Annotated in this window: 23 protein-coding genes; 6 read left to right on the top strand and 17 right to left on the bottom strand. The window is 68.9% G+C overall.

Going from position 1 to position 25013, the window contains the following annotated elements:
- Positions 1-52: 52 nt before the first annotated feature.
- Positions 53-925: an exosortase-dependent surface protein XDP1 gene (xdp1, locus tag AC1PQG_RS19275; protein ID WP_481119414.1), complete on the top strand. Its 873-nt coding sequence runs from the start codon at positions 53-55 to the stop codon at positions 923-925.
- 96 nt (positions 926-1021) lie between these two features.
- Here the strand turns inward: xdp1 and AC1PQG_RS19270 are convergent, their stop codons facing one another.
- From AC1PQG_RS19270 to AC1PQG_RS19195, 16 genes are all read right to left on the bottom strand, one after another.
- Positions 1022-2845, bottom strand: a complete 1824-nt coding sequence (locus tag AC1PQG_RS19270) for a DEAD/DEAH box helicase (protein ID WP_481119413.1) — start codon at positions 2843-2845, stop codon at positions 1022-1024.
- A 241-nt stretch (positions 2846-3086) separates the two neighbouring features.
- A complete protein-coding gene (locus AC1PQG_RS19265) occupies positions 3087-3506 on the bottom strand; it encodes a YbaN family protein (protein ID WP_481119412.1) in 420 nt (139 codons plus the stop codon).
- Between the two features lie 367 nt (positions 3507-3873).
- The gene (locus AC1PQG_RS19260) at positions 3874-4836 is read right to left on the bottom strand and encodes an LLM class flavin-dependent oxidoreductase (RefSeq protein ID WP_481119411.1); all 963 of its coding nucleotides are present in this window, start codon (positions 4834-4836) and stop codon (positions 3874-3876) included.
- 14 nt (positions 4837-4850) lie between these two features.
- Positions 4851-5879: an ABC transporter substrate-binding protein gene (locus AC1PQG_RS19255; protein ID WP_481119410.1), complete on the bottom strand. Its 1029-nt coding sequence runs from the start codon at positions 5877-5879 to the stop codon at positions 4851-4853.
- A 2-nt stretch (positions 5880-5881) separates the two neighbouring features.
- Complete coding sequence (locus tag AC1PQG_RS19250; RefSeq protein ID WP_481119409.1) at positions 5882-6916, bottom strand: TonB-dependent receptor domain-containing protein; 1035 nt, start codon at positions 6914-6916, stop codon at positions 5882-5884.
- Positions 6917-6931: 15 nt separating this feature from the next.
- Complete coding sequence (locus tag AC1PQG_RS19245; protein WP_481119408.1) at positions 6932-8119, bottom strand: TonB-dependent receptor plug domain-containing protein; 1188 nt, start codon at positions 8117-8119, stop codon at positions 6932-6934.
- Complete coding sequence (locus tag AC1PQG_RS19240) at positions 8116-8955, bottom strand: ABC transporter ATP-binding protein (RefSeq protein WP_481119407.1); 840 nt, start codon at positions 8953-8955, stop codon at positions 8116-8118. Before AC1PQG_RS19240 ends, AC1PQG_RS19245 begins: the two co-directional genes overlap by 4 nt.
- The gene (locus AC1PQG_RS19235) at positions 8952-9974 is read right to left on the bottom strand and encodes a FecCD family ABC transporter permease (protein ID WP_481119406.1); all 1023 of its coding nucleotides are present in this window, start codon (positions 9972-9974) and stop codon (positions 8952-8954) included. Before AC1PQG_RS19235 ends, AC1PQG_RS19240 begins: the two co-directional genes overlap by 4 nt.
- Positions 9971-10393 carry an ExbD/TolR family protein gene (locus AC1PQG_RS19230; RefSeq protein ID WP_481119405.1) on the bottom strand — a complete coding sequence of 141 codons (423 nt, stop codon included), beginning with the start codon at positions 10391-10393 and terminating at the stop codon, positions 9971-9973. The genes AC1PQG_RS19235 and AC1PQG_RS19230 overlap by 4 nt, the downstream gene beginning before the upstream one ends.
- Positions 10393-11145, bottom strand: a complete 753-nt coding sequence (locus AC1PQG_RS19225; protein WP_481119404.1) for a MotA/TolQ/ExbB proton channel family protein — start codon at positions 11143-11145, stop codon at positions 10393-10395. The genes AC1PQG_RS19230 and AC1PQG_RS19225 overlap by 1 nt, the downstream gene beginning before the upstream one ends.
- A 2-nt stretch (positions 11146-11147) precedes the next feature.
- Positions 11148-11894, bottom strand: a complete 747-nt coding sequence (locus tag AC1PQG_RS19220; RefSeq protein WP_481119403.1) for an energy transducer TonB — start codon at positions 11892-11894, stop codon at positions 11148-11150.
- Between the two features lie 10 nt (positions 11895-11904).
- On the bottom strand, positions 11905-12312 hold the full coding sequence (locus tag AC1PQG_RS19215; RefSeq protein ID WP_481119402.1) for a hypothetical protein: 408 nt from the start codon (positions 12310-12312) through the stop codon (positions 11905-11907).
- Positions 12313-12626: 314 nt separating this feature from the next.
- On the bottom strand, positions 12627-13304 hold the full coding sequence (locus AC1PQG_RS19210) for a globin domain-containing protein (protein WP_481119401.1): 678 nt from the start codon (positions 13302-13304) through the stop codon (positions 12627-12629).
- 23 nt (positions 13305-13327) lie between these two features.
- Positions 13328-14371: an ABC transporter substrate-binding protein gene (locus tag AC1PQG_RS19205; RefSeq protein ID WP_481119400.1), complete on the bottom strand. Its 1044-nt coding sequence runs from the start codon at positions 14369-14371 to the stop codon at positions 13328-13330.
- Between the two features lie 3 nt (positions 14372-14374).
- Complete coding sequence (locus tag AC1PQG_RS19200) at positions 14375-15238, bottom strand: ABC transporter substrate-binding protein (RefSeq protein ID WP_481119399.1); 864 nt, start codon at positions 15236-15238, stop codon at positions 14375-14377.
- An 8-nt stretch (positions 15239-15246) separates the two neighbouring features.
- Positions 15247-17496 carry a TonB-dependent receptor gene (locus tag AC1PQG_RS19195; RefSeq protein WP_481119398.1) on the bottom strand — a complete coding sequence of 750 codons (2250 nt, stop codon included), beginning with the start codon at positions 17494-17496 and terminating at the stop codon, positions 15247-15249.
- Between the two features lie 410 nt (positions 17497-17906).
- Between AC1PQG_RS19195 and AC1PQG_RS19190 the strand changes: the two genes are divergently transcribed.
- From AC1PQG_RS19190 to AC1PQG_RS19180, 3 genes are read left to right on the top strand one after another with little or no spacing between them, the layout of a single operon-like run.
- Entirely contained in the window at positions 17907-19958 is a 2052-nt protein-coding gene (locus AC1PQG_RS19190; protein WP_481119397.1) for a TonB-dependent receptor plug domain-containing protein, read from the top strand.
- Positions 19959-19968: 10 nt separating this feature from the next.
- Complete coding sequence (locus AC1PQG_RS19185) at positions 19969-21270, top strand: ABC transporter substrate-binding protein (protein WP_481119396.1); 1302 nt, start codon at positions 19969-19971, stop codon at positions 21268-21270.
- A complete protein-coding gene (locus AC1PQG_RS19180) occupies positions 21270-22613 on the top strand; it encodes a di-heme oxidoreductase family protein (RefSeq protein WP_481119395.1) in 1344 nt (447 codons plus the stop codon). The genes AC1PQG_RS19185 and AC1PQG_RS19180 overlap by 1 nt, the downstream gene beginning before the upstream one ends.
- A 188-nt stretch (positions 22614-22801) precedes the next feature.
- Here the strand turns inward: AC1PQG_RS19180 and AC1PQG_RS19175 are convergent, their stop codons facing one another.
- The gene (locus AC1PQG_RS19175; protein WP_481119394.1) at positions 22802-23230 is read right to left on the bottom strand and encodes a TOBE domain-containing protein; all 429 of its coding nucleotides are present in this window, start codon (positions 23228-23230) and stop codon (positions 22802-22804) included.
- A 166-nt stretch (positions 23231-23396) separates the two neighbouring features.
- On the opposite strand from AC1PQG_RS19175, the gene AC1PQG_RS19170 reads away from it, so the two are divergent.
- Entirely contained in the window at positions 23397-24224 is an 828-nt protein-coding gene (locus tag AC1PQG_RS19170; RefSeq protein WP_481119393.1) for a TOBE domain-containing protein, read from the top strand.
- A gap of 25 nt (positions 24225-24249) precedes the next feature.
- A complete protein-coding gene (modA, locus tag AC1PQG_RS19165) occupies positions 24250-25008 on the top strand; it encodes a molybdate ABC transporter substrate-binding protein (protein ID WP_481119392.1) in 759 nt (252 codons plus the stop codon).
- Positions 25009-25013: the final 5 nt, after the last annotated feature.

Genomic DNA, 25013 nt, shown 5'->3' with positions numbered 1-25013 from the left:
CGTTCGTCGTGTTTCGACGAATCCGGGGCGTAAATTCTTAGTGGGGTGTGAAATGTCAAAATATGTGTTCGGGTCCCTGGCGCTGGGACTGGCGCTCATCGCTACGGCTCCGGTCCAGGCCGCGTCTTCGTGGAGTTTCACGACGGGGGGCACGGAAGCCAATGCGAACAGTTTCGGAAATACGCGTACATACTCGGCGGGCACCAACCAGAACGTGACCATCTCCGCGTGGTCCGATACGAAGAACAGCGGAAGCGGGGCCAACACTGTTACCAACGCATATATACAGAATGCGTATCTCGGCTCCTATTCGGGTGGTCTTGGCGTGACCAACCGCGATGGCGCAACTGGGGCTGGCGATACCAATGAAGGCACTATCGCGAATACGTCGGTGCCCGGCCACACGATGGACAACAGTGTCCGCTATGACTCGATGCTGTTCGACTTCGGAACGGGTAAGTCGGTCGCACTCAACAGTGTGACGGTTGGCTGGTGGTATTCCGATTCGGATATCACCGTGCTGGCCTACACGGGAACCGGCACACCGACCTTCGTCTCCGCCAATCAGGGCTACGCCAGTCTACTGAGCAGTGGCTGGAGCGTCGTGAAGGCGTCGGCGGGGACGACCGGTACCGCGAACTATTCCAATGCGGCAGGCAATACTCCGCAGCAGAGCAGCGATGCGAGCAAATACGTGCCGCTGGCGGTGAATGATTTGAACGTCAGTGCGCGCTACTGGTTGGTCGGTGCGCTCAACAATCTGGTGCAAGCTCTGCCGAATGGTGCCACCGTGAATGCGGGTAACGACTACGTCAAGATTGCGGCGATCAGTGCCACCTACAAGACGCCGGAGCCCTCCAGCATGGTGCTGGCGAGTGGGGCGCTGGCCGGCATTATGCTGATGCGACGCCGCCGGAAAAATTGACGGTCTTTCCTTTTTCAAGGATGACGACAAAAACGGCACCGTGAAGGTGCCGTTTTTGTTTCAGTGAACCCCGTACGCGACGGGGCCGGTCTGGATTCAGCGGTTGCCGTTGTTGCTGCGCGGCGAGAACAGCGCGGCCGGCTTGATGTCACCGGTCTTGCGGCCCGTGAGGGTGACGGCCGGGCGGGTGCTTTCTTCCAGCGCGGCCGGCGTGCCACGGTTCGGATTGCCGCCGTTTCCACCCCTTCCGTGTCCGCCCTGACCGTTGCCCTGGCGGTGGATGTTGAAGCTGGCTTCCGGGTCACGATACTGCGGCTTGGCCTTGGATTTGTAGTCGACGCGGTTGCCGAAATCGTCGTCCATGTCGGCCTGGCGGGGAGCGCGCTGTTCGCGGTTGCCCGGTTCGCCACTACCACTCTGGGGCTTGTCGCTCCGGTTGCGACCCTGGCGCTCCTGCGGTTGTCCCTGGCGAGCGGGCCGGCCCTGGCCCTGGCCTTGTCCTTGGCCCTGTCTTTGGGGGCGGGACTGCTGGCCCTGGCCCTGGCCCTGGCTCTGGCCTTGAGCCTGCTCCTGGCTTTGACCCTTCGGCTTGCCCTGGCGCTGCCCCTGTTTCTGCCCCTGACCCTGCTTCTGGCCTTGGCCCTGGGATTGACCTTGGCCCTGCCCCTGGCGGCGGTCGCGGCCGCCGTTGTGGACGCCGCGGGGTTCGCGGGGCGGGCGCTCGTCGCTCTCGGCGGGGGCTGCGGAGGGCACGAAGTCGGGCACCTCGACCTTGTCGATGAGGCGCTTCATCAGACGCTCGATGTCCTTCAGCAGCGGCAGCTCTTCCCGGTCCACCAGGGACACGGCTGCGCCGGAGGCGCCGGCCCGGCCGGTGCGGCCGATGCGGTGCACGTAGTCTTCCGACACGTTGGGCAGGTCGAAGTTGACGACCTGCGGCAGCTGGTCGATGTCGAGGCCGCGGGCGGCGATGTCGGTGGCGACCAGCACCTGCAGCTTGGCGTCCTTGAAGTCGGCCAGCGCGCGGGTGCGGGCCGACTGGCTCTTGTTGCCGTGGATGGCGGCGGACGGGATGCCGTGCTTGGCGAGGTATTCGGCCAGCTTGTTGGCGCCGTGCTTGGTACGCGTGAACACCAGTACCTGGAACCACTGGTGCTTGTTGATCAGGAAGGCCAGCAGTTCGCGCTTCTGCTTCTGCGGGCACAGGTGCACCGATTGCTGCACCAGCTCGGAGGCGGTGTTGCGGCGCGCGACCTCGACGAAGCCGGGGTTGTGCAGCAGGCCGTCGGCAAGGGCCTTGATCTCGTCGGAGAAGGTGGCCGAGAACAGCAGGTTCTGGCGCTTCTTGGGCAGCAGCGCGAGGATCTTCTTGATGTCGCGGATGAAGCCCATGTCGAGCATGCGGTCGGCTTCGTCGAGGACGAGGATCTCCACGCCGGACAGGTCGATGGTGCCCTGGGTCTGGTGGTCGAGCAGGCGGCCCGGCGTGGCGACCAGGATGTCCACCTTCTTCTTGAGCTTGGTGATCTGCGGGTTGATCGCGACACCACCGAACATGACCATCGACGTGAGCGGCAGATGCTTGCCGTAGGTCTGCACGGATTCCTCGACCTGGGCTGCCAGTTCGCGGGTCGGCGTGAGGATCAGGCAACGGGGCCGGCCAGCCTTCTGGTTGTGGGCATGTTCCTCGGAGAGGATGTGCAGGATCGGCAGCGTAAAGCCGGCGGTCTTGCCCGTGCCGGTCTGCGCTGCGGCCATCAGGTCGCCGCCGGCGAGAACCTGCGGGATGGCCTGGGCCTGGATCGGGGTGGGGGCCGTGTAGCCGGTTTCGGCGATGGCCTGCTGGATGGGCTCGCTGAGGGCGAGATCGGCAAAAGTAATCGCAACCGGCGCGGGGGCGGCGGACTGGACTTGAGTCATGGGATGTCGGGCTCCTGCGACGGCCTGACCGCTCATGGAAAGCGGCACCAATCGGGGCGGACGCAACGAGAGTTCGTGATCGCGGGGCGATCAGTCGAAACGGATGAAAGATTGGCCTTTACGCTGATTGGCTTGCGTAAGGCACACGGATTGTACGGGCTTTGGCGGTTCTTTGGGGCGTTTTTTGGCGCTTGCGTGCGGTGTTTCGGAGCGCCGCACGCAAGCGGCGGGAGTGGTTGCCTCAGACTTCCGGCCGGGTGGCGACGTAGACCCCGGCGACGATCTGCGGCAGGCCCGCGACGGCCAGCAGCACCGGTGCATCCTGCAGCGCGAAGGCGCTCATGGCGAGCCCGAAGCTGAGACCACCGAGGGCGAACTGCTTGCCGCGCCGGCTGATCGTGCCGTTCTCCATCCACGCGCGCACGTGGGGGCCGACGGCGGGGACTGCGTACAGCTTGTGCTGCAGGCGCGGACAGCTCTTGCTCCACGCCCACGCGGCGACGATCCAGAAGATGGTGGTGGGCATCAGCGGCAGGAACAGGCCCACCGTGCCCACCGCGAAACAGGCCCAGCCGATCAGGAACAGGCTCTGGCGGCCGATGAGCTGGATGAGGCTGGGGGCCGGCGGCGCGACGGCGTCGTGGCAGGTGTCGGGGGGCATGATGCTTCCTTTCTTCTTATGGGCACGCGGCCGGCTTGTGGCCGGAGCGTGCCGATGGTCGTGCTGAACTGTCTTCTGCCACTGGGCGGGCCGCGCATCTCCGGCGGGGAAGGCGATCATGCCGCCTGTCGTTGCAGCCACGCAAAGACCGCCCTGGCTCCCATGTAGTCAGTGTTTTCGTCTCAATGGTTCCTGCATTCCACAATTTGGCCTGGATATGAAGACCGTGAGTCGATCCCGGCGGTCGCTGACGCATGCGGCAAGCCTTGCGGAGTGTGCTGAAGCCAGTATCGGCGGAGGCGGGATGGAGCGTCCAGTTAATTGATTCTCTGCATTGAATAGAAATTATCTATTCAGACCGGGCGGCTCAGAGCTGTGGGCGGACCTTCTCGGCGAACAGCGTCAAGGCGTGGCGGGCAGTGTCCGGGTTGTCGGTGGCCGGCTTCAGCAGCAGGGTGTGCGGCGTGTCCAGCTGGGACTGCAGGGTCCGGACCTGATCGAGGATCGCTGCCGGATCGCCGACCAGCGCGTTGGCAAGTGGCGATGGGGCTTTCCTGTCCCGGGGCGGCTGGCGGCCTCGGGCACCCATGCGGGCCGGAAAGGCCTGGATGAAGGTCGCCGCTTCGTCGCAGGCGCGCTGGTGGTTTTCGTTGCACAGGAAGTAGCGGGCCAGCACGAAGGGCCGGCCGGGGGCCGTGCTGCAGTCCCGGTAGCGGCGCAGGGCTGGCAGCAGGCTGTCGACGGGGGCGGCAGAGGCGCCCATCAGGCCGAAGCCGCGGCGGGCGGCCAGGTCGATGCTGTCCTCGGCGAGGCTGGCGAGCCAGATCGGCACGGGGCGCTGCAGCGGGCGCGGATGGATGGTGACCCGGTCGGTCCAGTACCAGCGGCCCAGGTGGCTGACGTCTTCCTCGTGGAGGAGGCGGTCCACGACGCACAAGGCTTCCAGGGTCCGGTTGCGGCTGTCTTCCTCACCGACGCCGAAGTGCCGGAACTGCTGGGGAAAGGGGCCGCCGCGGGCGACGCCGAGCATCAGGCGTCCGCCGGACAGGGCATCGAGAGTGGCTGCGTCCTCGGCGACACGGATCGGATGGTGGAAGGGCAGCAGCACTGCCGCCGAGCCGAGGCGGATGTGCCGGGTGCGTCCGGCCAGCCAGCCGAGCAGCGGAAAGATCGACGCGCTGACGCTGAAGCGGTTGAAGTGGTGCTCGGTGACCCAGGCCTCCTCGATGCCGAGGGCTTCGGCCAGTTCGACGGTGGTGGTGGTTTCCGCCAGCGCGCGGGCCGGATTGTCGGAGGTGTTTTCGACGTTGGCGAAGAGGGCGAAGGACATGGTGGGGCTCCCGGTCAGCCGGTCAGCCTGGCGAGCTCGTCCTCGGGCAGGGCGCGGCCGAAAAAGTGGCGATAAAAGTAGTCGGCTTCCCGCCGCAGATCCTGGTCGGCCAGTTGTTCCGGATGGAGCAGGCGGGCCAGCCACAGGACGCCCAGCGGATGCTCGGGTGTGTAGTGGGTCCAGATGTGGGCGCCGTGGGGAACCCCATGGATGCGGCGGCTGCGCATGGCCGGCAGGGTGGCGAGGCGCGGATCGGCGGCGAGCTTGCCGGCTTCCTCGGCGAAGGCCAGGAGGATCACCTCCGGTTGCCAGGCCAGGATCTGTTCGATGGAGAACGGATAGACGTCGAGCCCGAGGGGGTTGTCGCCGGCCGTCACACTGAGGCCGCCGGCCCGCTCGATCATCTGGTTGGCCGGCAGCATGATCGGCTGGCTGAGGGTGCTGTAGCGCATGTACAGCACGCGGGGCCGCCAGGCCGGCTGGCCAAGGCGTCGGGCGATGCGGCTGCGTAGATCGTTTTCCCAGGCGAAGTAGTCGCGGGCCCGCGGCTCGGCCGCGAAAATCTCCGCCAAGAGGCGGATGGTCCGCTCGACGCCGTCCGGGCGGTCCCAGTTCAGCACGATGGCCGGCAGGCCGGCCCGCGCCAGGATCGCGGCGGCCGGTTCGCTGACCACGAAGGCGATGTCCGGCCTGAGGGCCAGCAGGGCCTCTACATTGGGCGTCCATGCCGGTGGTGGTCCGGACACCGCGGGGAGGCTGGCGATGCCGGGGGCGAAGTGGCGCTGCAGGCGCCATGCCGGTGTCTGGAAGGCGGCCGGCAGGCCGGTGACGATGCGCGGACCGAGCCCGAACAGGAACAGGAAGGCATTGACGGCCGGCGAGCCGCCCGCCGAGGCGATGCGTTCCAGCCGGGCGGGTATGGCGACGCGCCGTCCGGCCATGTCGGTCACTTCCCGGGGGGCGCCATGGCCGGAGCCGCCGCGCCCCAGCAGCAGGGTCGTGGCGGTGGCCGTCAGCAGGCGGCGGCGGGTGGTGGAGGTCATGCTCAGAAGCGTCCGTTCAGCGACAGCACCAGCGTGCGCGGGGCACCCGGGTAGTAGGTGGTCGCACCGGGGCGGGCGTCGTCCTGGCCGGCGTTGATCGAGGCGATGTACTGGCGGTCGAACAGGTTCAGCGCCGACAGGCCGATCTCCAGGGCGGGGCGTCCGCCGGCTGCCGCCAGCGTATAGGCGGCGTGCAGGTCGGCCAGCGTGTAGCTGTGCACCGCCTCGGTGTCGAGGGCGTCGCCGTAACGCTTGCCCACGTGGCGCAGCTGTGGGCTCAGGCGCCACGGGCCGCTGTGGTAGTCCGCCGCCAGCTTGGCGAGCAGGCGGGGTGCGTCGGGCACCTGCTTGCCGCTGCTCGCCAGCTGGGTGCCGGCACCGCTGCGGATGTCGTCGTCGAGGCGATTGACGTTCCAGGACAGGCTGCCGATCAGGTCCAGGGCGCTGCTCGCCGCCCAGGTCGCTTCGAGTTCCGCACCGTAGGCATGGGAGCGCACGCCAGGTTGCAGGTAGGACAGGCCGACGGCCGGATCGTAGGCGGTAACCTGCTTGTCCTTGGCGCGGCTGACGTAGAGGGTCGGCGCCAGGGTCACGGCGCCGTGGCGCCAGGACAGGCCGGCATCCACGGTGTCGGCGGTCTCCAGGCGCAGATTGCTCCACAGGCTCTGCAGGCTCACGCCGGCGGACTGGAAGCGGGCGGCGTTGCTCGCGTAGGTGGAGTACAGCGGGCCCAGCCAGGGATTGCCGACGCCACGCCCGTAGGCCAGGCGGCCTTCCAGGGCCGGACTGAAGGCCCACTGCAGGGAGGCGCTGGGCAGCACCGCCGAGTAGTCGCTTTTCGTCGTGCTGAGGCCTGCATTGACAGCCGGGTTGAGGGCCAGCGCGGCGTCGCGGCCGAGATCGCCGATGCTGCCGGCGCTGTAGGTGGTGATGCCGGGCACGCTGAAATGCAGGTAGCGGACCCCTGCGGCGAACTTCAGCGGCCCGCTGCCGCCGGCCAGCTTGAGGTAGGGGCTGTCGTAATCGCGCTTGCCCATGTCGGCGAGGATGCCCTAGCGGCTGAAGACCAGCTGGCCGCTGCCATTGATGGCATACACCTTCTGGGCGAGCGGCGGCGGGATGGTGGCGATGCGCTGGGGCCACCAGCCGGCGGTGAGGTCGAGGGCGGCGAGGCGGGTGGCCACCTCGGCGACCAGCCCGCTCTGCTCCTGCTCGATGTCCATGCGCATCACGTTGCTGCCGCTGGCGGTCAGGCGGAAGCCATTGGTCTTCAGCCAGTAGGGGCTGAGCTTCAGTACGGTGTCGGCGCCGAGCCGCCAGTTGAATTTGGCGAAGATGTTGTCCTCGGTGAACTCCTGGTGGTTGAAGCGGTAGTAGAGGGCATCCTGGGCGGCGACGCCGGTCAGCCGCGGGGTGTAGTCGAAACCGTTCCAGTTGCCGAGGTCACGGCTCTGGGCGTAGCTGAGCGGCCGGTAGTCGTCGCGGTTGAAGCTGTTATGGACGGCGTAGAGCTCGACGCTGGCATCCCGCCCCAGGGCCTGGGCGAAACCCAGCGTGGCGTTCTTGCGGTCCTGGTCGCCGGGGCCGCGCCATTTGTCGGTGGCTGCGTCGGAGGCGGACAGGAAGAAGCGCGTGCCGGCGCCGAAGCTGCCGCTGTCCACACGGGCGAACAGCTTGTGGAACTGCTCGCTGCCGGCTGCCGCGTGGACGCTGACGCCGGTCCGTTCCTGCGGGGCTTTCAGGCTCAGGTCCATGGCGCCGGCCAGGTCGCCGAAGCCAAGGCCCTTGTCGGCCGGCAGCGGGCCGCGGATCAGGCTGACGCCGGCCACGTTCTCCAGGTCGAACAGGTTGCCCATGCCGCCGTTGCCGACATTGACCGACGAGGGCACGCCGTCCACGGTCAGGGCCAGGTTGCTGAAGGTGTAGGCGGAAATGCCGCGGATACGCAGGAAGTTCTGGTCCACGGTCAGGCCGTAGGCGTCCTGGCCCGACAGATTGACCGAGGGCATCAGGTCGAGGGCCCGGTAGGGGCTGGTCTGGGCCGGGCCGCCGAGGATGGCGACGCCTTCTGCCGACACGGAGGACTGGCTGTGGCCGCGTCCGCTATCGGGGCCGACGAGGGGCGCTGCGTCGGCCCCGACATCCACCGGGGCGAGGACGGGATCGGCGCCGAGGGCCGGGAGCGCCAGCAGCCCCAGGCCGGGGGCGAGCAGGCAACATCGAATGGTCGAGGCTTTCATGCGGGGGACTCCGAAGGATGGGATTGGGGGTAACGGGGGCTGGGCGGGGTTTGGGCCGTCGCCGGCATGAAGACCAGCCGCCCGTCGGCAAGGCGGTGGGGCTCCACGTCCACGTCGTAGAGGCTGCGCATCAGGGGCCGGGTGAGGATCTCCGCGGGGGGGCCGTCGGCGACGATGCGGCCGTCCCGCAGGATCGCCACGCGGTGGGAGCCGTGCAGTACGTGGTCCGGGTGGTGGGTGGTCTTGAGGATGCCGAAGCCGTCGGCGGCCAGCGTGCGCAGCAGGTCGAGGAGGCGCAGCTGGTTGCCGTAGTCGAGGCCGCCGGTCGGTTCGTCCATCACCAGCAGGTGGGCGCCCTGGGCGAGGGCGCGGGCGATCAGCGCGAGCTGGCGTTCGCCGCCGGAGATCTCGGTGTACGGGCGCTCGGCCAGGTGTTCGATGCCCAGCCGGGTGAGGGCGGCGTCGGCCGCCTGCCGGTCGGATGGCCCGATGCGGCCGCTGAGGCCGCCGAGGCCGGCGTGGGGCAGGCGGCCGAGTAGCACGACATCCCGCACCAGATACGGAAACGGGCTGACGTGCACCTGCGGCACATAGGCCAGCCGGCGGGCCAGCAGGCGCCGCGGGATCGACACGATGGGCGCGCCGTCGAGGTGGATCGCGCCGGCGGCGGGGCGCAGCAGGCCGAGGAGCAGGCGCAGCAGGGTGCTCTTGCCGGCGCCGTTGGCGCCCAGCAGGGACACCACTTCGCCGCTGCCGACGTGCAGGTCCACGCCGTTCAGCACGGTTCGGCCGCGCCAGGCGTAGCGCAGGTCGCGGGCGAGCAGCGTGGCGCTCATGCCCACGCCTTTCGGGCCCGGCCGAGGACCAGCAGGAAGACCGGGATGCCGATCAGCTCGGTGACGATGCCGATCGGGATCTCGGTGCTGCTCCAGGTTCGCGACAGGCTGTCGGCGCCGAGCAGGAACAGCGCACCGAGGCCGGCGCTGGCGGGCAGCAGGCGGCTGTTGCCGGGGCCGACCAGGAGGCGCGCGATGTGCGGCACGATCAGGCCGACCCAGCCGATCATGCCGGCCAGCGACACGGTGAGTGCCGAGACCAGCGTGGCGGCGGCGATCACCGTGTAGCGGACCGCGCGCACCGGTACGCCGAGGGTGCGCGCTTCGTCGTCGCCCATCGACAGCGCGTCGAGGGCACGGCCGAGGGCCGACAGCAGCAGCACGCCGCCGCCGATCGGCAGGGCCAGGCTGCCGACCTGGGTCAGATCGGCGACCGCGAGGCTGCCCATCAGCCAGTAGACGATGGCCGGCAGCTGGTTGTAGGGGTCGGCGACGTATTTCACCATCGACAGCAGGGACGAGAACAGCGCCGCGCTGACGATGCCGCCGAGCACCAGCATGACGATCGCGCCGTCGCCGAACAGCGTGGCGATGCCGACGCCGATGGCCACCGCGGCGACCCCCATCGCGAAGGCCAGCGCCTGGACCTGCAGCCAGTCCAGCGACAGCAGGATGCCCAGCGCCGCCCCGAAGGCCGCGCCGGCCAGCACGCCGAGCAGGCCGGGGGACACCAGCGGGTTGCGGAAGACCGCCTGGAAGGCCGCGCCGGAGCTGGCCAGCGCGGCGCCGACCAGCACCGCGGCGAGGACCCGCGGCAGGCGGATGCGCACGACCAGGTTGTAGAGCACCTCGAACTCTTCCGGCGGCAGCGGCCGCCAGCCCAGCGCCGCGCCGAGCAGGCGCAGGATGTCGTCCACCGGCAGCGGGTAGCGGCCAATGCTCAGTGCGGCCAGCATCGCGGCGCCGAGCAGGGCTGGCAGGCCGAGGAGCGGCAGCAGGGGATGGCGGGCGAGACTCATCGCGGCTCCGGGCGCGGGTCGCTGACGAAGCCGATGCGGCTCACCCCCTGACGGGAGGCTGTCGCCATGCTGCGCGCCACGGTGCCGTAGGGGGTGGCGGCGTCGGCCTGCAGGTGCAGCTCGGGAACCGGGTCGAGCCGTCCGGCGGCGCCCAGGCGGGTTTCCAGTTCGGCGCTGGAGATCGGCTGGCCGTTCCACAACAGCTGCCCGTCGGCCGTCAGCCCCAGGTGGATCGCGTCGGGGCGGGGCCGCGTCGGGGTGCTTGCGGCGCGCGGCAGCTCGACCTGCACCGAGTGGGTCAGCAGCGGTGCGGCGACGATGAAGATCACCAGCAGCACCAGCATCACGTCGATCAGCGGGATCATGTTGATCTCGGCGATCGGGCGGCGCTCGCCGCCGGGGGTGAGGGAGAAGCCCATCACGCGGCCCTCGCGACGGGGGCTGCGTGGGCGGGCGCAGTGCTGTCCGCCGGCCGCGGGTCGGCGACGGTCGGTGCCAGGCCGCTGACCAGAAAGCCCAGCAGTTCGTGGGCGAAGCCTTCCAGCTCGTCGAGCAGGCGTCGGTTGGCGCGCCCCAGCGCGTTGTAGGCCAGCAGAGCCGGGATGGCCACGGCGAGGCCACAGGCGGTCATCACCAGTGCTTCGCCAACCGGGCCGGCGACCTTGTCCAGGCTGCCGGCGCCCTCCGCGCCGATGCCGATGAGGGCGTGGTAGATGCCCCATACGGTGCCGAACAGGCCGACGAAGGGTGCAGTGGCGGCGACCGAGCCGATCACTGCGAGGCCCGCATCGAGGCGGGCGCCCGCCTCGGCGAGACCGCGGTTGAAGGCCTGCAGCAGGAACACGTCGGGGGCCGACAGCTGGATCGCCGCCTGGCCGTCGCGGCGGCCGTTCCACTGGCGGCAGGCGTCCATGGCCAGGTGGGACAGGCGCACCCACGGACAGTTTGGCGGCCGGGCGGTCAGCAGGCGTTCGAAGGTGGCCGGCGACGCGCAGGCGGTGAGGCCGGCGGCGGACCGCCGCCCCTGGCGCCGCAGCTGGAAGACCTGCCAGCTCTTCAGGGCGATCTGGTACCAGCAGGCGAGGGACATCGTGAGGAGGACGGCGAGTACCAGGCGCCCGAGGGCGTCGGCGTGGGACAGGGAATGGAGGATGCCGCTGCTGTCGGCCATGGTCAGGATCTCCGCAGGGTGAAGTTGATGGGGACGATGACCCACGCGGCCACCGGGCCGTCGCCCTGGCGGGCGGGAACGAAGCGCCAGCGGCGCACCGCGTCGATGGCGGCCTGGTCGAGGCGCTCGAAGCCGGAGCCCTGATGCACCCGAATGTCGCCGGCGTGGCCGTCGGTGGTGACGAAGACCCGCAGCTGCACGCTGCCCTGTTCGCGCAACTGACGGCTGGCGGCGGGATAGTCGGGGGCCGGATTGCTCAGGTAGTCGGCGTCGAAGCGCGGCGGGCTGTCCGCCACGGGGGCGGTGCTGCGCGGCGCTGGCGCGGCGGCCTCGCGGGGCGTGGGGGATTCGTGGGCGCGGCTGTCAGGAGTGCTGTCGGCGGGTGGGGTGGCGCTGGGCGCCAGGGCGGGTGAGGTGGCGGGTGACGGGGCCGAGGCTGCCGAGCGGCTGGACTGCAGTGGTGTCGCCTGCGGGCGCGCTACCGGCCGAGGCGCCGGAGTGGCATCGGCGTGGGCTTGGGGGCGGGGCGTCCGTGGAGCGGCGGTTGGCGCCGGGGGCGCGGGGGGCGGCTGTGTGGGAGCAGCTGGTTCGGTGATCCAGGCGACCTGCAGGATCTTCGGTGGGGCCGCCTGCGGCGCCGGGGGGCTCAGGGCCAGCAGGCCCGCCGCGGCCAGGCCGTGGGCGGCGAGGACGACGCCCGCCGCACCGAGCCGGGGGGCTGCTGCCGGAGTGCACACCGTGGCGTTCATCCCGTCTGCCTCAGCGCGGCATCGATTCGGCGAGGGAGAAGAAGCCGTGGGCCTTGTCCAGCTCGCCGTCGCGGACGACCACCCGGTGGATCAGCCAGCGGCCGTCGCGCAGGCGCCACGCGCGCAGGGACTCGGCGTAGGCCAGGGTGCGGAAGGCGGTGGGGATCTCCGGCCCGCGGCTTTCCTCGAGCACGTAGCTGTGGGCGCAGTAGCAGGCGTTGTCGTCCTCGTCGCGGCCGAGGATGCGCGCGGCGGTGACCACGTAATCCATGTAGTGGTCGAAATACAGGGGCGCGATGACCTGCTCCTGCCATTCGGGGGGCAGGCCCTCGTTCCAGCGGATCGATGTTTCCGTGCGGCGGGTATGGCCGGGTCGGATATCAAAATATTGATGTGTATATAGCGTTACGTGAGACATGGTCGGGCCTCGTTTGTCGGTGGCATTGCCGGCCGTGTCGGCCGTCAGTGTCGTTGTTATTACAGTCTTTGTCGGTTGTGCTTCAGAAACCGTGGCCTTGCGCCGGATTTGGCGCATCACGCCGTTTCGTTATGTACTTGTGCAAATAGCGTGCCGGTGGGCGGGGGCTGCGGCAGGGTGGTCAGGGCGGCGTGCGGAGCGGGCCGGAGCGCGGCCAGGGGGGGCGGGTTTCCGCTTCCATGCACCAAAAAAAGGCCGTGCTCCGTTGTCGGGGCACGGCCAAGGCGCGCTTTACGCGAGCTTGGAGTCTCACATCATGTGGGAGCGGGGAGGCCGTGCTGGGCGGCCATTGCGGCGTAGGGGCGGCGGGCCGGCGCCGCCTTGGTGGTACGGCGGTTGATCATGCGGATCGACATGGCTTCCAGCCAGTTCCAGTATTCCTCGCGCACGTCGTTGGGGAAGCCTTCCTCGTCCAGGGCCTGCCACAGGAGATCCAGCCAGGTTTCGCGGGCTGTTTCGTCGATGGTGAAGGGGAAGTGGCGGGTGCGCATGCAGGTATGGCCGAACTGCGGCGTGAAGTTGGCTGGGCCGCCACAGGCTTCGACGATGAAGTCGGCGGTCTTGTCGGTGCCGCGGGCGAATTTCTCATCGTCGGCTGGGAACAGGTGGCCGACCGGCGAGGCCCTCAACAGCGTGTGGTGGCGCCACACCACCGCGCGCAGGCGGGCTTCCCCGGCGCTGCGGATGACCCGCAGGGACGGAAAGGGGACGGGCGGGTAATCCGCATCGTGGCCGCTGGCGACCCAGCGGACGGTCTCGCCGACCTGCATCGCTTCCTGCAGGGAATGCACGGTCTGTTCCGTCTGTGGTGCGGCGTGGGCGTGCCCGTGCCCGCCGCAGCCACAGGCGGGGGCGTCGGCGGACAGCAGCGGCAGCTCCGTGGCGGAGGTGCTGGAGGAGGATGGAGCGGTCGAGGAAGAGGTCTGGCACATGCGGGCAATCTCCGGAAAAAGGGTCAGGGACGGGGCAGGAGTTCGGCGAGGTCGCCGTCGCTGACCTGCGTGTGCAGGAACAGGCGGTAGAACTCGCGGGTTTCCCGGCGCAGGTCCAGCGGCAGGCGGCTGGGGTAGAACAGGCTGGCCAGCCACTGGGCGCCGAGGGCGCGCATTGCGGACGGCGGTCGGTCGAGCCAGTTGAAGGGCCAGCGCGGCACCACGTAGACGCGGCCGTCCTTCACCGCACGGATGGCCTGCCAGCGCGGGTCGCTGCGCACGGCGGCGGCGAACTTCGGGTCCTGGGCGAGGATCACCTGGGGATCGGCGGCGATGACCTGCTCCAGGCTGATCGCCTCCATGCCCATGTGGGAACGGGGTTCGCAGCGATGGATGTTGTAGCCGCCGGCCAGTTCGATGGCCTCGGTGTGGAAGGAGCGGTGGCAGTCCGTGGTGAGGCCGGCCGGGCCTTCGGCGTAGTAGACGCGGACCCGTTCCTTTTCGGGAATGGAGGCGATGCCGGCCTTCAGGCGGGCCAGGGCTTTCTCGGTGTAGGCGGCCTGGGCTTCGCTGGCCTTGCCGTCGTGGCCCAGCAGGCGGGCGGTGAAGCGGAGCGCCGCCGGCCAGTCGGCGAGGGTGTCGAGGCGGATGAAGACCACTGGCATGCCGATGCGGCCGAAGAAGTTCTCCACCATCGCCCGGTCCACGAAGGGGCTCTGCCAGGCCAGCGCGATCTGCGCGCGGGTGCCCAGCACTTCCTCCGGGTTGGCGGTGCGGCCCATGCCGTAGACGCCGCCGAGCACCGGCAGGTCGGCGAGGCCGGCGGGCAGGTAGCGCCGGGCTTCCGGCTCGAAGACCAGGTTGACGCCGACCATCGTCTCCGGCGCGACCATCGCCAGCAGCACGCTGAGCGGTGGGGCGGAGCCGTAGACCCGCTCGATGTGGTCGGGGACCTGCACGCGGCGTCCGGCCATGTCCACGATCTCCCGCGCCGGTGCGGGCGGAGCGGCGAGGAATAGCAGGGCCAGCAGGCCCATCGGGCGGAGGATGTTGAGGAGGAGGCGCATGGCTTACTCGGCTGGAGGCAGGCGCCGGCCGGTGGCCGACAGGGGGAAGATCCACGGGCCGCCGGCGGCCTTGTCGGCGGCGACGAGGTCGGCCTGGCCCTGGGGCCCGGTGAGGTAGTCGGCGATGCGGCGGGCCAGGCGGCGGCGCGTGCCGTCGGCCGGATGGCGCGGGCCGGGCTCGACCACCACGAAGACCCGGCGCATCGCCGGGTCGCCCTTCACGAGTACCTTGAGGCCGGCGTCGGGCATCTTGCCGAAGGCCACCGGCATGTGTCCGACCACTGCGTAGGCGCCCTGGCGGGCGGCCGACAGCAGGACTTCCTGCGGGCGCTCGGCGTCGTCGTAGAGCTGCTGGCGCGGGCCGGGGCGCAGGCCGGCCTGGCGCCACAGGTGCTGCACGATGGTGAAGCTGCCGGGATCGCGGAAGGCCAGCAGTGGCGCGTCGTGGGCGACGATGCGGCGCAGCGCCTCGGCAGCGTCGGGCGCGTCGGCGATGCCGGCCGGGTCGGCGGCGGGGCCGACCAGCACGTGCTCGTTGAGGGCCCAGGCGCGTAGCGGCGCGGCGTAGCCCGCGGCGAGGAGCTGGAAGGTCTCGTCGCTGCCGTGGATCACCAGCAGGTCGGCCTCGCCGCGCTGGAAGACCGGCACGACGGTCTCCTTGGGCGCCGCGGCGACCAGTTCGATGGGAATGCCGGTGGCCTTGCTGGCCCGGCGGGCCAGTTCGGGCCACACGCCAGCCATCACCGGGCCGCCGACCACCGCCACGTGCAGCACCGGCGGCGTGGGGCTGGCGGCGGCGGGCCGGGCGACGGCCAGCAGCAGGCCAGCCAGCAGCGGCGCCAGGCGCCGCAGGTTGCGGGATGTCATCGCGGACCTCAGAAGCTCAGTGCCAGCTTGCCGAGCAGCGTGCGCGGGTTGCCGGGGTAGTAGTTGGTGGTGCCGGTCTGCAGGTCGCCGGAGTCGATCAGGCCGAGGTACTTGCGGTCGAACAGGTTGAGGGCGCTGAGGCTGGCGTCCACGCGGGTCGGGCCGATCTGCCAGCGGTAGCCCAGTTCCAGGTCCACCAGCGTGTAACCGCCGAAGCGGTTGGTATGTACCGAGTCGTCGTAGCGGCCGCCCATGTAGCGCAGCAGCGGCACGGCACGGAAGTCGCCGGCCTTCCATTCGGCGCCGAGGGTGCCGATCAGGCGCGGGGTGTCGGGGAACTGCTGGCCCTTGACGGCGACGACGGTGCTGGCCGCGGTGCTCAGGTTCTCGTCGAACACCGCACGGCTCCACGATGCGCTGCCGAACAGGTTCAGGTTGGGACGCGCTTCCCAGCCGGCGGCCAGCTGCACGCCGGCCAGGTGGCCGTTGCCGATGTTCTGGCCATAGTTGAGGCCGACCGTCGGGTCGTACACGTTCACCGACTTGTCGTTGATGCTGGCGTAGTAGACCGTCGGCTCCACGTAGCCCTGGGCGAAGCGCAGGCGCAGGCCGAGGTCGGCGGCGTCGTCGGTTTCCGGCTTCAGCTTGTTCCACAGGCTCTGGGCGAGGGCCTGCTGGCTGGCCTTGAGGTTGCGGATGTTGCTGTTCCAGATGTCGAAGGAGGCCGGGCCGATGTTGCGGCCGGCCGAGAAGCGCCCTTCGACGGCCGGCGTGAAGGCGTAGCGCAGGCCGAACCACGGCAGCACCTTGTCGACGGTCTGGCCGTCCACCGCCACCGAGACGCCCGGCGAGGCGGCCAGCGCGGCGCGGTAGGACACGTCGCCGACACCGGTCTTGGTGTATTCGGCGAGGCTCGGCATCTTCTCCTGGAACCAGCGCAGGCCGCCTTCGACCTGCAGCGCCCGGTACTGCCAGGAGGCCATCGCGAAGAGGGTCTGGAAGACGTGGCGGCCGGTGACTTCGCTGAGGGTGGTCCAGCCCTGGTTGTTGCTGCTGGCGGTGGCGGCGGCCCAGCTCAGGCCGCTGGCGGTGGCGGTGTAGAAGCGCTGGGCGTTGGGCGGGCCGGGCGGCTGCATCGACGTGTAGCTGTAGCCGGCCTTCAGGCGGGTGGCGTCGATGCGGGTTTCCACGTCGGCGCTGGCGCCGAAGCTGTTGTGTTCCATGATCCACTGGCGGACCTTGTTGGTGCCGTTGGCATCGAAGGTGGAGCCGGATTCATCGAAGCTGAACAGCTTCAGGCGGGCCCGGGTGTCGTTGCTGACGCGGTATTCCGCCTCGCCGATGTAGGCCTGGTTGTCGAAGCTCTGGCGGTTGTAGGCGTAGTAGTTCTGGTAGTTGCCGGCCGCCGGCTTGGCGTCGTAGCCGGTGTAGCGGTAGGTGGACAGGTCGAGGGCCTGGGCGGCGGTCAGCGGCTTGTAGTTGTTCTGGTCGATGTTGCTGTTCACCGCCAGCAGCTTGAGGGTCAGCGGGCCGAGGTCGGTGGCGACGGCCAGCAGGTAGTTCTGGCGCTCGGCCTGGCCGGGGCCGCGCCACAGCTTGGCATGGGCAGTGGAGGCGGACGCGGCGATGCGCGTATTGGCCGGGCCGAAGCTGCCGCTGTCCACCCGTGCGAAGTAACGCTCGAAGCCGTTGTCGCCGCTGGCCGCAGACAGGCTGCCGCCGGCCTTGAGGGCCGGCCACAGGAGCTGGCTGTCGAGGGCGCCGGCGGTGTTGAAGAGGGCGGCCTGATCGGGCGCGATCGGCCCCTGCGCCAGGCTCACGCCGGCCAGGTTCTCCACGTCGAACATCTGCAGATAGCCGGGACCGGGGTTGATGTTGGACAGGGTCAGGCCGTCCACGGTGCCGACGGCGCCGTGCCAGGCGGCGATGCCGCGCACCCGCATGCCCTTGTTGCCGCCGATCCGGCTGGTCAGGCCGTAGGGGTCGAGGGCCTGCACCTTTACGGCCGGCAGGCCGGAAACCATCGTGTAGGGATTGCTGCCGCCGGGCGCGCCGAAGGTCTCCAGGCCGTCCGGCCCGACCTGATAGGTGGTGGCGGAGGTGTCCGGCCGCGAAGACAGGAAGCCGGCGTAGCCGGGCTCCGCGGTGCCGGTGACCTGGACTGCACTCAGCGTCGGCGTGTCGGCCGCGCGCAGGTCGGCGGAAATGAGAATGCTGGCGAAGGCGGCCCCGACCGCGGCAGCGACAGGGGTTGGCATGAAGGAGCGGGCAGTAGGGCGACGGCGCGGGGCGGAGCGGATTCTCATGGCAGGCACGAATCTAATTCGATGTGTTGTTGTTGATATAGCGTTGTTAGCAGCTGGCGTGCCCGTTTGCTGCATTGCACCCAAATGAAGCCTGTTTTGCCCGCTCTGGTGCGTCCGGAAAGGGTGCGAAATCCATTCTTACGGCGGATCAATTTATTTCCGATTGCACTGAATCAGCCTTTTATTTGTAGGGTTTCAGACATCGTTATGTAGTAAGTTACACATCGATGCAAGGTTCTGCTTGGTTTTGTGTGCGGCGCACAAGGATTTCCCCGCAGGCATGGTCATTGCTGGGATTGAAGGAAAGCAGGTCTGTCTTTCGATATATACAAATTTATATAGATGGTGTTCAGGGGGTCTCTATGAAGAAGAAGCAGATGCAGGCGTGGGTGCTGAGCGGCGTGTCGGCGGCACTGGCCGGATCGGCAGTAGCGGCGGACGGGGTGTTCCAGCTTGGCACCGTGGATGTGGTGGCGAGCCCGGTCGATGCCGTACCCGGGGAAACCGTGATCAAGGGCGAGGCGCTGCGCCAGTTCAACCGCGATACGCTGGGCAATGCGGTGGCGTTGACACCGGGGATCAGCCTGTCCCGCAACAGCCGCAACGAGGACATCGTCTATCTGCGGGGCTTCGACGTGCGCCAGGTGCCACTGTTCATCGACGGCATTCCGGCCTACGTGCCCTATGACGGCTACGTGGACTTCAGCCGCTTCACGACCTTCGACCTGGCCGAGATCCGCGTCGCCAAGGGCGCGGCATCGCTGCTCTACGGGCCCAACACGCTGGGCGGGGCGATCAACCTGGTCAGCCGCAAGCCGGTGAAGGAACTCGAAGGCGACCTGCGGGCCGGCTTCGGCGCCGGCGGCCAGCAGAAATACGCTGCCAATGTGGGCAGCAACCAGGGTATGTGGTACGTGCAGCTCGGCGCGTCCTACACCGACAGCAACTACTTTCCGCTGTCGAACAATTACTCGGCGAAGTCCATTCCGACCAGCACCAGCAACGCGACCCGCAACGTGCTGGAGGACGGCGGTCATCGGGAGAATTCCTACCAGACCGACTCCCGCCTGTCCGTCAAGCTGGGCCTGACCCCCAACGCCACCGACGAATATGCCATCGGCTACGTCCAGCAGAACGGCCGCAAGGGCAACCCGCCCTACGCCGGCAATGCGCCGGGGCAGTACCTGAACATTGGCGGCGGCGCCAACAGCCGCTTCTGGCAGTGGCCGTACTGGAACCTGGAGAGCACCTACTTCATCGCCAACGTGGGGGTGGGGCAGGACCACGTCGTCAAGGCGCGGGTGTACCAGGACAACTACGACAACAAGATCCTCGCCTACACCAACGGCAGCTATTCCTCGCTGATCGCCAACACCACCAACTTCCCGAGCTGGTACAAGGATTCGACCACCGGCGTGTCGGTCGAGCTGGACAGCTTCGCGTTCAGCGGCCACGAGCTGGCCATCGCCTACCACTACAAGGAAGACAAGCACCAGGACAATGGCCTGGCCCTCAGCAAGAACTACCGGGACGTGACCACCTCCATCGCGGTGGAGGACATGATCCGCGTGTCCGACCTGTGGCGCCTGCGCCTCGGCGCCAGCCACGACCAGCGCGACGCGAAGGAGGTGTACTACTGGCCGACCGGCTCCACGTCCGGCACCAACTGGCTGGCCGAGCTGACCCGCAAGCTCGGCGGCGGGGCCGAGGCCTTCGCCAGCGTCGCCCACAAGACCCGCTTCCCGACCATCAAGGACCGCTACTCGGCGTCACTCGGCAGCGGCCTGCCGAACCCCGACCTCAAGCCCGAACGTGCCCTCAATGTCGAGACCGGCCTGCGCGGCAGCCCGTGGGGCGGTGCCCGCGGCCAGGCCAGCCTGTTCTACAGCCGCATCGAGAACCTGATGCAGCGCGTGAACATCATTCCGGTGTCCCTGTGCAACCAGCCGGGCGTCGGCGCGGCGACCTCCTGTGCGCAGCTGCAGAACATCGCCGAGGCGCGCCACGCCGGCGTCGAGCTGTCCCTGGAGCAAACCCTCGGCCATGGCTGGACGGTGGGCGGCAACTACACCTACCTGGATCGGGAAAACCGGACCTCGACGACCCCGCTCACCGACACGCCGCGCAACCGCCTGTTCGCCTACGCCAGCTGGAAGCCGTCCGACCGCTGGGAATACCAGGCCTCGGTGGATGCCGAGAACGGCCGCATGGTGGCCTACGGCAGCGGCAATGCGGCGACCTACGTGAAGATGGGCGGCTTTGCGCTGGCCAACGTGAAGGCGGTGTACAAGCCGCTGCCGGCGTGGGCGCTGGAAGTGGGCGCGACCAACCTGTTCGATGCCAACTACGCGCTGGCCGACGGCTACCCGATGCCCGGCCGCATGTGGTTCGCCAACGGCTCCTACAAGTTCTGAGGATAGCGTCATGGACAGCCTGCACAAGCCTTCCCGCCGTGCCTTCGTGCGCGCCGCCGGCGCCCTCGCGGCGGCGGGGGCGTCCGGCCGCCTGTGGGCGGCGCCGACGAAGGACGTGGTGGTGCTCACCGCCTACCCGGACGCGGTGGTGTCGCGCTTCGAGGCCGCCTTCGAGAAGGCCTGGCCCCAGTACCGTCTGCGCATCGTCTGGCGCATGCCCCACGACGCCTTGCCCTACCTGCGCCAGGCGGGGCAGGGTGGCGTGGACGTGTACTGGAGCGCGTCGCCGAAGACCTACGCCCAGCTCAAGGACGAGCATGCCTTCCGCAAGCTGCCAGTGAGCCTGGAGGGCCTGCCGGGGCGGGTCGGCGGTAGCGTCATCAACGATCCGGACGGCTTCTACGCTGCGTCCGAGGTGGCCGGCTACGGTTTCGCGGTGAATCCGGCCTACCTGCACAGCCACAAGCTGCCGCCGGTGGCCGACTGGAGCGACCTGGCCGATCCGGTGTATGCCGGCCACCTGGCGGTGCCGGACCCGGTGGAGGTGGGCTTCGCACCGGTGCTGGTGGACATTCCGCTGCAGGCCTACGGCTGGGACATCGGCTGGGCGCTGTGGAGCGCTATCGCCGCCAATGCGGCTTTCACCGGGCGCGGCGGCACCTTCGTCAGCGACGAGATCGGCGGTGGGCGCAAGGGCATCGGGCTGTCCATCGACTTCTTCGTCGCCTCGGCGGTGGCCAATGGCGCGCCGGTCGAGTTCATCTACCCGCGCCAGGGCGGTGTCAATCCGGCCCACATCGCGGTGACCGCCGGCAGCCCGAACCCGGACGGCGCGAAGGCCTTCGTGGGCTTCGTGCTGTCCGACGCTGGGCAGAAGATTCTGGCCCACCCGGACATCCGCAAGCTGCCGGTGCGTCCGTCGGCCTACGCGGGCCTGCCGGCCGGCTACCACGACCCCTTCGCCACCGCGGCACGGGGTGGCTATCTCTATGACAACGGCCGCGGGCGCGGCCGCGCGGCGCCGATCGCGGCGGCCTTCGGGCAAGCCTTCGTGCGGCCCCATGCGCGTCTGGTCGAACTCTGGCGGCGCCTGCACGCGGCCGACGGGGCGGCCTGGAATACGGTCTGGCCGCTGCTGACGGCGCCGCCGCTGAAGGAGGCGGAGGCCGATGATCCGGCGATCCAGCGTGCCTTCTTCGCCCGCCGCGACGACCCGGCCGCCGAGACGCTGGCCGCCGGCCTGGAAAAGACCTGGGCGAGCCGCGTCGATGAGCGCTATGCGAAGGCCGCCAGCCTGCTGGGGGTGGCCTGATGCGGCGACTGGGTTTCCTGTTGTTGATGTGCGGCGTCCTCGCCGGGGCGCCCGCCCGGGCCTTGGCGGACTGGCAGGTGGCGGACGCCGGCCGTGAGGCTTTCGCGCGGCCGCTGGACGGCCTAACCGATGCGGAGCGGGAACGCTTCTTCCACGGTCGTTCCCTGTTCAACCAGAGCTGGGTGGTGGCGCCGGCCAAGGACGACCAGGTGGATGGCCTCGGCCCGCTGTACAACCGGCTGGCCTGCATCTCCTGCCACGCCCGCAACGGCCGCGGCCTGCCGCCGGAACAGCCGGACGAGCGCATGCAGTCGATGCTGGTACGGCTGTCGGTGGCAGGGCGCGGCCCGCATGGCGGACCGCGGCCCCACCCGGCCTATGGCGACCAGTTCAACGAGGAGGGCATCCCCGGCGTGCCCGGCGAGGGGCGCATCCGCCTGGGCTGGGTCGAGTCGAAGCGCCGGCTGGCGGATGGCGAAGCGGTGTCGTTACGCCGTCCGCGGCTGACCTTCACCGAACTGGGCTACGGGGCGATCGGCAAGGTGCTGACCTCGCCGCGGGTCGGCCAGCAGGTGGTGGGCATGGGCCTGCTCGATGCGGTGTCGGCGCAGGCCCTGGCGGCGCTCGCCGCGGAGCGCAAGGCGGACGGCGTGAAAGGGCGCGTGAACCAGGTGTGGAATCCGGAAACCGCTGCACTGGAGGCCGGCCGCTTCGGCTACAAGGCCAACATGCCGACGTTGCGCGCGCAGATCGCCGGGGCTTTCCTGGGCGACCTGGGCATCACGTCCGACCTGCATCCGGCGCAGAACTGCACCGCCGCGCAGTCCGCCTGCCGGCAGGCGCCGAACGGCGGTACGCCGGAGCTGAGCGCCCGCCAGCTGGATGATGTGGAGTTCTATCTGGCCCACCTCGCCGTGCCAGCCCGCCGCAATGCGGACAGTGAAGTCGTGCGGCGCGGCGAGGCGCTGTTCGCTGCCAGCGGCTGCGCGCAGTGCCACCGGCCGAGCCTCTCGACCGGCGCGTCGCCGCGTTTCCCGCGCCTCGCCGGGCAGACCATCGCGCCTTACACGGATCTGCTGATCCACGACATGGGGCCTGGCCTGGCCGACGGTCGGCCGGATTTTGCGGCGTCCGGGCGGGAGTGGCGCACGCCGCCGCTGTGGGGAATCGGGCTGACGCAGACGATCAGCGAGCAGCAGCGCTATCTCCACGACGGCCGCGCGCGCAGCCTGAGCGAGGCGATCCTGTGGCACGGCGGCGAGGCGAAGGTCGCCCGCCGGCGTTTCGCTGCGCTGCCGATCCAGGAGCGCCGTGCGCTGCTGGCCTTCCTCGAAAGCCTGTGAGGCGAAGGGCGGTCAGCTTGCAGAAGGTGCTGGGGGCCGATTGATACGCAAATAAGCTGCGCAAATGCACTCTGATTGGGCATTCGCTATATTTGAGTGCATATAGAGGCCGCGTAGAGGGGCTGCGGCATGTGTGGCGTGTGCCACGGTGCGTGCCGAAGAAAGGAGGCAGGGCGGTGTCGGTGCGCTCAGCCGACGAGGCCGAGGATCACCGACGGGGCCTTGAACGCGGCGGTGGCTGGAGCGCCGACTTTCAGGCCGAGGGTGACTGAGCTTTCATGGGTGATCGTGGCGTGGACGGTCTGCCCATTGCCGAGGGTGAGGGCTACGTCGGTGCTGATCGGCCCCTCGGTGATCGCCGAGATCGTGCCGTCGAGGCAGTTGCGGGCCGACAGCCTGGCCCCCGTGCCACCGGCCACGAGCAGCACCGACGAGGCTTTGACGAAGGCCTGGACGGGCGTGCCGGCGGCCAGGTTGAGCTCCCTGATCGCATCGTTGGCGACGGTGGCGATGATCTTCAGGCCGCCGGGCAGCACCACGTCCACCTCGGAGTTGATGGTGCCGAGCGTGATGGCGTCGATGGTGCCGTCGAAGGCGTTACGGGCGCTGATCTTCATGGGGCGTTTTCCGGAAACGATGGCTGCGGGCGCCAGCATGCGATGGTGCCGCCCGCTTGCGCAAGTGCGTCGATGCCTTTCAAGCGTGCGGCACTGCGGGTTGGTGGCCCGCTATTTGCTGGAGTACAGTACGCTCCGTTGTATATCGATATATATAGGAACAACAATGACAACCCGCCGCACCATTCACCACAAGCTTGTCGGGAAGCTGACAGTCGATACCGAGTTCGGCACCTTTCTCGGCGACACGCGCATCCGCCTGCTGGAATCCATCGACCGCTACGGTTCGATCTCCCAGGCCGCCAAGGCCGTGCCGCTGTCCTACAAGGCGGCGTGGGACGCCGTGGACGCGATGAACAATCTGGCCGAGTCGCCGCTGGTGGAGCGTTCGGTGGGCGGCAAGGATGGCGGCGGCACCAGCCTCACCGACTACGGCCGCCGGGTCATTGCGATGTACCGGGCGGTGGAGCAGGAATACCAGGAGGCCATTGACCGCCTGTCGGCCCGCCTCGGTGACGGCGGGGAGGGCAGCATGCGCCAGTTCCAGACCCTGCTGCGGCGCATGTCGATGCGCACCAGCGCGCGCAACCAGTTTGCCGGCACGATCAGCGGCCTGCGCGAAGGCGAGGTGAGCTTCGAGGTGCGGGTGCGTCTCGACGATGCCAACGAAATCGTCGCGGTGATCACCCGCGAGAGCGCCGAGACGCTGGAGCTGGGTATCGGCCAGGACGTGCATGCCTTCGTCAAGGCGCCATCGGTGCTGCTGATCACCGATCCGCAGGCGCGCACCACCGCCCGCAACCACCTGTGGGGCGAAGTCAGCCGCATCCACGAAGGGCCGGTGAGCTCGGAAGTGACGATCACCTTGCCCGGCGGCCGCACCGTCACCTCGGTGGTGACCCACGACAGCATCGACAACCTCGGCCTCGCCATCGGCACGCCGGCCTGTGCGGTCTTCCAGGCCACGTCGGTGATCCTCGCCATCTTCGACTGAATTTCAACCTGACCGGAGTCCTTCGATGAAACCTTCCTTCCGTTCGCTCGCGCTGTTCGCCGTCCTCGCCGGTTCTTCCCTGCTGGCCCAGGCTGAAGAGGTGTCGGTGGCGGTGGCCGCCAACTTCACCGCGCCGATGCAGAAGATCGCCGCCGAGTTTGAAAAGGCCACCGGCCACAAGGCCCAGTTGGTGTTCGGCTCGACGGGCAAGTTCTACGCCCAGATCAAGTCCGGTGCGCCCTTCCAGGTGCTGCTGGCGGCCGACGACGAAACGCCGGCCAAGCTCGTCAAGGAAGGCGACGGTGTGGCGGGCAGCAGCTTCACCTACGCGATCGGCAAGCTGGTGCTGTGGTCGCCGAAGGCCGGCGTGGTGGACGACAAGGGCGAGGTGCTGAAGGCAGCCAAGTTCGAGCACCTGTCCGTCGCCAATCCCAAGCTGGCGCCCTACGGCCTGGCCGCGATGGAAACCCTCAAGGCTCTCGGCCTGGCCGACAGCCTGCAGCCGAAGATCGTCCTCGCCGAGAGCATCGGCCAGGCCCAGCAGTTCGTCTCGTCGGGCAGCGCCGAGCTGGGTTTCATCGCCTATTCGCAGATCCACAAGGACGGCAAGCTGATCGACGGGGGTTCCTACTGGCTGGTGCCGTCCAAGTATTACAGCCAGATCCGCCAGGATGCGGTGGTGCTGAACAAGGGCAAGGGCCAGGCGGCCGTCACTGCGCTGACCGCCTTCCTGAAGTCGCCGGCCGCGGCGGCGATCATCAAGTCCTACGGGTACGAACTCTGATCGAT

Source organism: Zoogloea sp. GDB6 (genome assembly GCF_056724105.1).
This window is presented reverse-complemented; position numbering and strand designations above follow the sequence as displayed.

Coding starts and splice junctions, on each gene's coding strand:
- xdp1 (WP_481119414.1), top strand. CDS start 53: ATGTCAAAATATGTGTTCGGGTCCCTGGCGCTGGGACTGGCGCTCATC.
- AC1PQG_RS19270 (WP_481119413.1), bottom strand. CDS start 2,845: ATGACTCAAGTCCAGTCCGCCGCCCCCGCGCCGGTTGCGATTACTTTT.
- AC1PQG_RS19265 (WP_481119412.1), bottom strand. CDS start 3,506: ATGCCCCCCGACACCTGCCACGACGCCGTCGCGCCGCCGGCCCCCAGC.
- AC1PQG_RS19260 (WP_481119411.1), bottom strand. CDS start 4,836: ATGTCCTTCGCCCTCTTCGCCAACGTCGAAAACACCTCCGACAATCCG.
- AC1PQG_RS19255 (WP_481119410.1), bottom strand. CDS start 5,879: ATGACCTCCACCACCCGCCGCCGCCTGCTGACGGCCACCGCCACGACC.
- AC1PQG_RS19250 (WP_481119409.1), bottom strand. CDS start 6,916: ATGGGCAAGCGCGATTACGACAGCCCCTACCTCAAGCTGGCCGGCGGC.
- AC1PQG_RS19245 (WP_481119408.1), bottom strand. CDS start 8,119: ATGAAAGCCTCGACCATTCGATGTTGCCTGCTCGCCCCCGGCCTGGGG.
- AC1PQG_RS19240 (WP_481119407.1), bottom strand. CDS start 8,955: ATGAGCGCCACGCTGCTCGCCCGCGACCTGCGCTACGCCTGGCGCGGC.
- AC1PQG_RS19235 (WP_481119406.1), bottom strand. CDS start 9,974: ATGAGTCTCGCCCGCCATCCCCTGCTGCCGCTCCTCGGCCTGCCAGCC.
- AC1PQG_RS19230 (WP_481119405.1), bottom strand. CDS start 10,393: ATGGGCTTCTCCCTCACCCCCGGCGGCGAGCGCCGCCCGATCGCCGAG.
- AC1PQG_RS19225 (WP_481119404.1), bottom strand. CDS start 11,145: ATGGCCGACAGCAGCGGCATCCTCCATTCCCTGTCCCACGCCGACGCC.
- AC1PQG_RS19220 (WP_481119403.1), bottom strand. CDS start 11,894: ATGAACGCCACGGTGTGCACTCCGGCAGCAGCCCCCCGGCTCGGTGCG.
- AC1PQG_RS19215 (WP_481119402.1), bottom strand. CDS start 12,312: ATGTCTCACGTAACGCTATATACACATCAATATTTTGATATCCGACCC.
- AC1PQG_RS19210 (WP_481119401.1), bottom strand. CDS start 13,304: ATGTGCCAGACCTCTTCCTCGACCGCTCCATCCTCCTCCAGCACCTCC.
- AC1PQG_RS19205 (WP_481119400.1), bottom strand. CDS start 14,371: ATGCGCCTCCTCCTCAACATCCTCCGCCCGATGGGCCTGCTGGCCCTG.
- AC1PQG_RS19200 (WP_481119399.1), bottom strand. CDS start 15,238: ATGACATCCCGCAACCTGCGGCGCCTGGCGCCGCTGCTGGCTGGCCTG.
- AC1PQG_RS19195 (WP_481119398.1), bottom strand. CDS start 17,496: ATGCCAACCCCTGTCGCTGCCGCGGTCGGGGCCGCCTTCGCCAGCATT.
- AC1PQG_RS19190 (WP_481119397.1), top strand. CDS start 17,907: ATGAAGAAGAAGCAGATGCAGGCGTGGGTGCTGAGCGGCGTGTCGGCG.
- AC1PQG_RS19185 (WP_481119396.1), top strand. CDS start 19,969: ATGGACAGCCTGCACAAGCCTTCCCGCCGTGCCTTCGTGCGCGCCGCC.
- AC1PQG_RS19180 (WP_481119395.1), top strand. CDS start 21,270: ATGCGGCGACTGGGTTTCCTGTTGTTGATGTGCGGCGTCCTCGCCGGG.
- AC1PQG_RS19175 (WP_481119394.1), bottom strand. CDS start 23,230: ATGAAGATCAGCGCCCGTAACGCCTTCGACGGCACCATCGACGCCATC.
- AC1PQG_RS19170 (WP_481119393.1), top strand. CDS start 23,397: ATGACAACCCGCCGCACCATTCACCACAAGCTTGTCGGGAAGCTGACA.
- modA (WP_481119392.1), top strand. CDS start 24,250: ATGAAACCTTCCTTCCGTTCGCTCGCGCTGTTCGCCGTCCTCGCCGGT.